At 72.1% G+C, this 2,831-nt stretch carries 3 protein-coding genes; all 3 read right to left on the minus strand.

Annotated elements, in window-relative coordinates; all coding sequences use genetic code 11:
• The coding region (locus tag FDZ70_08825) for a hypothetical protein (GenBank protein TLM71648.1) at positions 1-805 on the minus strand (805 nt) is incomplete at its 3' end.
• Positions 806-833: 28 nt separating this feature from the next.
• Entirely contained in the window at positions 834-1,958 is a 1,125-nt protein-coding gene (folK, locus tag FDZ70_08830) for a 2-amino-4-hydroxy-6-hydroxymethyldihydropteridine diphosphokinase (protein TLM71649.1), read from the minus strand.
• A 3-nt stretch (positions 1,959-1,961) separates the two neighbouring features.
• The gene (folP, locus tag FDZ70_08835) at positions 1,962-2,804 is read right to left on the minus strand and encodes a dihydropteroate synthase (GenBank protein TLM71650.1); all 843 of its coding nucleotides are present in this window, start codon (positions 2,802-2,804) and stop codon (positions 1,962-1,964) included.
• Positions 2,805-2,831 lie beyond the last annotated feature (27 nt).

Genomic DNA, 2,831 nt, shown 5'->3' on the forward strand with positions numbered 1-2,831 from the left:
CATTTGTGTCGTACACGCCCCGCGGCGCCGGCAGCGTCGGATTCGCCACATCGACGATCTGCAAGGACGTCGAATGGCGCGCGAAGTCCTGCACCTCCAAGTATGCCCTCACGCCACTCACGGCGATGTTTCGGTAGCGCACCATCATCGCAGGAGTCATCGCGCCCAGGCGGACCGGCGACGCGGGATTCGCCAGCGACACGATCTCCAGTCCGCGATCGTGGCTCGTCACGTACAAGCGGCCGGCAAGGACGCACACGTCCTCCACAGCCGACCACGACTCCGTCTGGGTGCCGGCGAGCCACGCCCCCAAGGCCCTCGGTTCCGCGGGGTCGCTCACGTCGACCACTTGGACAGGGCCTGACAGGCAGCCTACCGCCGCGAGACCGGCGTCCACGCTCACGACGAACGGATAGCCGGGAAGCAGCACGTCACCCACGAGCACGGGAGCGTCGGCGCCGGTCACGTCGAAGATCTGCAGCCCGCTCGGACCGGGGGCATAGAGGTAGCCACCCTTGAGCAGCGCATCTCCCTCAGGAGCCCCGCCGACGCGCGCCAGCGGCGCGACGGTCCCCACCGACATCGACGGCGCGAACGACACCTGCGCGGATGCGGGCACGCCGGACACTGCGAGCAGCAACGAGACCGCCACCGTCAGCCAAGATCGCTTCGTGCGCATGCGCCCCTCCCGAGTCGATTTTCCACAACGTACCATGTACGCCCCACACCGCTCCAGCGCCGCGACCTGGATCGCACACCCCGCGAACGACGCAGGGCCCGCAACGTGTGCTGATCCGCCGACCATCACGGCACACCGCACCGGCTCCGCGCGCTCAGAACAGGCCGAGCCAATCCGCGATCGCCGAGACGAGCCATCCCAGGAGGTTCACTGCAAGCGTCAGCACGAGCACCCACAGCAGCGCCTTCTGCAGACGCGCCCTGCGGATCGCCTCGACGAACGCCAGCGTCCCGCCGACCTGCGGGACGATGAACGAGCCGTCGCGTCCCTGGCTCGGTGATGGGAGCTCGGCCCCATCGGGCGCGACCCACTCGGCGGCCAGGTCCATGACGATCGCCCGTGCCGCGTCGGCGAACGCGGCCGGCACTGCGATCGAGACGGTCTCCCCCACGCCCCAGGGGTTCGTGCCCTCTGTCGGCTCGTGCGGGTGCCACGTGACGGGTATCCCTTGAGCGCGGATCTCGGCGAACGCGTAGTGGAGATCCATCATCGGCGTCCGATCGAGCCTTTGGCCGCCCCACGCCACAGCGACGGGAACCCAGTGCTCGGCAACGAGCGTGTCGAATCGCTCCTCGCATACGTCCGGCGCCAGCATCGCCACCCGCTCCGCGTAGTCCAGCTCGCTCTCGCCCGGCATACGCGCAAGCCGCGTGGCCCCGTCGGGACCCGGCCCCACGGCGATCGGCGTCAGGTCGGACCGCACCGTGCCGAGGTCGCCGATGATCCGCCCCTCGGTCGCCCCGCCGAGCAGGCCCGCGAGCGGCCGACCGTCCGGCAGCGCGGCATCGGGCGCCACCTCCAGCAGCGGGCGCATCACGAACTCGCGCTCGAGCATGCGTGGATGCGGCAGCGTGAGCCGCCCGGGGTCCGGCAGGCCGAACGCGGGGTCGCGAGGCGCCCACTCCTCATCGCCGAAGAGCAGCAGGTCGAGGTCGATGACGCGCGGGCCGTTCGGGTCCGTCGCGCGGTCGCGGCCCATCTCGTCCTCGATGCCGCGCAGCCACTCGAGCAGCGCGTCGGCCTGCAGGTCCGACCGCACCACGGCCACCGCGTTCGCGAACGCCGGCTGGTCCGTGACCCCCCATGGCTCGGACTCGACCGCGCGCGAGACGCGCAGGACCGCGAGCCCGTCGACCTCGTCGATGCGCGCGAGCGCCTCGGCGAGGTTCGCGACGCGGTCGCCGAGGTTGCTGCCGAGCCCGACGAGCGCCTCGGCCACCGGTCACCCCTCCCGCAGCGCCGCGGCCACGCGCACGGCCTGGACCGTCTCGGCGACGTCGTGCACGCGCAACACCGCCGCCCCGCCGAGCACCGCAGTCGTGGCGACGGCGAGCGACCCGCCGAGCCGCATCCGCGGTTCGGCCTCACCGGTCAGCGCGCCGATGAACCGCTTGCGCGACGCGCCGACCAGCACCGGGAAGCCGACGCGCCGCAGCTCCGGCAGGCCGCGGAGCAGCGCGAGGTTGTGTTCCAGCGTCTTGCCGAACCCGATGCCCGGGTCGATGACGATGCGGTCGTGCGCCACGCCCGCGGTCTCGAGTGCCGCGGTCCGGGCCGCGAGCCACGCGGAGACCTCGCGGACCACGTCTTCATACTCCGGCTCGTCCTGCATCGTCTTCGGCTCGCCGAGCATGTGCATCACGACCACACCCGCATCGCACGACACCGCCAGCTCGAGCATCGCCGCATCGCGGAACCCCGCGACGTCGTTGATGATGCTCGCCCCGGCCTCGACGCACGGCCCTGCCACGTCCGCGTGTCGCGTATCGATCGACACGGGCAGCCCGGGCCCGTCCGGGCCGGCGAGCGCCTCGACCACCGGCAGCACGCGCGCCAGCTCGTCGGCCGGAGGGACCTCGTCCGAACCGGGCCGCGTGGACTCGCCGCCGACGTCGAGGATGTCGGCGCCCGCCGCGGCGAGCTCGCGGCCGTGAGCGATCGCGGCATCGGGGGTGAAGTGCTCGCCACCGTCGGAGAAGGAGTCGGGCGTGACGTTGACGACGCCCATCACGAGCGGGGGGTCGAGAGCGAGCCGGAACCGCCCGCAACTCCAGATGCCGGTCATGCGTCTCGCCTCCGCGACTCGGCGCCG

This window comes from Actinomycetota bacterium, from assembly GCA_005774595.1.
GTDB lineage: Bacteria > Actinomycetota > Coriobacteriia > Anaerosomatales > D1FN1-002 > D1FN1-002.